Origin of the sequence: Bradyrhizobium sp., assembly GCF_016462955.1 — a bacterium.
GTDB lineage: Bacteria > Pseudomonadota > Alphaproteobacteria > Rhizobiales > Xanthobacteraceae > Bradyrhizobium.
Window position 1 is genome coordinate 1,002 of record NZ_JAEMSD010000718.1, and the last position, 1,702, is coordinate 2,703.

The following is a 1,702-nucleotide window of genomic DNA, read 5'->3' on the forward strand; positions in this document are numbered from 1 at the left end:
CAGGGCGGCGTGCTCACGGATATCGTCGGCATACTGCGGATACCGGCGCGTCCATTCGGACACCTGCTCAGCGGTCGGGTTGTCGCAAGTCTGGTGGAATGCGAACAACACGTCGTCCCGTTCGGGATTTCTGTTTTGTTCAATCATGGGGCGGCTCCTATCTCAATCTTGAGGAGAGCTTTGGTCTCGGCGATCCACTCTCCAGCGGTTTTAGCGCTGATTCCGAGTTGCTCCGCGATCGACGTCGTGCCGATCCCGGGACCAAGGGGGCATCCGTGCATATGCAGGCGGAATGCCTCGCGCTTTCTCGGATCAGGAATCCTATTCAGCAATTGTTGAACCTCGGCCGCCTGCTCGCTGCCTTCCTCGGGCGGCTCGATGGTTTCGAGAATTTCCTCGCCGTCATCGGCGACGCCGGGCTGCGTCTTGAAGGGCTTGTTGCGGTAGGCGTATTTGCGCTCCGCGCGGATCGCGTCGGCAACGCGGAATTCGACGCAGGTCTTGAAGGTCTTGCAGAGCGCCTGCCCGTCCTTCGAGTTCGGCCTCAGCACCGCCACGATCAACTGGTGGTGCGCACGCCAGATAATGTCCTCACCCTCGTTGCGGTGGTTCTTGCCGACCAGCCGTTTGATGCGGCGCAACAACTCGTCCGAGACGTGGTTGATCAGAGCGGCAAGCAGCCGTTGATCGCCATTGGGGCCGATGTGCTGTATCGCGGCCACGACGTCTCCAGGCGGCAAGCGGCGAAGGCCGTTGCCGGCGGCGACTTGCCTCCAACCTTCCAGGTCGGATGGCGAGGGCGGTTCCTCGGGCGTCTTGGCACCTGTCTTCATGTTTTTAACCTCGCGATCCGGAAGGGCGGCCCTACCTAGGAAGCGACCGCACATCCAAAATTCCGGAAGCGGGGTCCGAATATTTCTTCAAATGTAGATTTGTCGTCCTTTAAGCCATTGAAATAAAAGGAAAAACATCAGAGTGATACCATAAATTACGGGAAATAACTTGGCTTCAGGCGGCCTCCGACTGCGGCGTCGGCGGGCTCGCGGCGGCCGCCGGCAGCGTAGCGCCGGTAATCGGGACGCCCAAGGCCTTTCGTGCAACCTCAAGCAGATGCTCGTGGTGCGTGAAGAATAGAACTTGCGTCTTCTTCGCCAGCTCCCCCAGCACGCGGAAGCCGGCCGCCGCGCGCTTGTCGTCGAAGTTGATGAACAGATCGTCCGCGATGAACGGCATGGGCTCGGCGTGGTCAAGATAGTCTTCGACCGCGGCGATGCGCAGCGCGAGATAGAGCTGGTCCGCGGTGCCGGAACTCATTCCGGCGACGGCCACCCGGCGGCCGTCGTCGCGGATGCCGGCGAGCTGCACATTGTCGTGGTCGTCGAATTCGAGCTGGAGCGTCTTGAACGATCCGCAGGTGAGCATGGCGAACAGCTCCCCCGCGCGCTTGAGCAATGGCGCCTGCTTTTCGCGCCGGTAGCGATCGATCGCCCATTGCAGCAGCACGATGGCCGAGCGCAGCCGGACGTATTGTTCGGCGATCTCAGTCATCTCGGCAAGCGCCGTTTGGCGATCCGCTGCGTCCCTCGCCGCCTTGTCGTCCCCGCCGATGGCCTCGAAGGCCTGGCGGGCGGCGTTGCGGGTTTCGCGCGCCTCCATCAGGTTGTTGCGCAATTCCTGTACTTCGTCGTTGATCGTCTGCTCC

The 1,702-nt window shown here is 61.6% G+C and carries 1 protein-coding gene and 1 pseudogene; both read right to left on the reverse strand.

Going from position 1 to position 1,702, the window contains the following annotated elements; genetic code table 11:
- Nucleotides 1-143 precede the first annotated feature (143 nt).
- The gene (locus tag JHD07_RS37345; protein WP_155248715.1) at nucleotides 144-887 is read right to left on the reverse strand and encodes a sigma-70 family RNA polymerase sigma factor; all 744 of its coding nucleotides are present in this window, start codon (nucleotides 885-887) and stop codon (nucleotides 144-146) included.
- Nucleotides 888-1,008: 121 nt separating this feature from the next.
- Nucleotides 1,009-1,702, reverse strand: a pseudogene (locus tag JHD07_RS37350) (DNA double-strand break repair Rad50 ATPase); the annotation flags it as partial.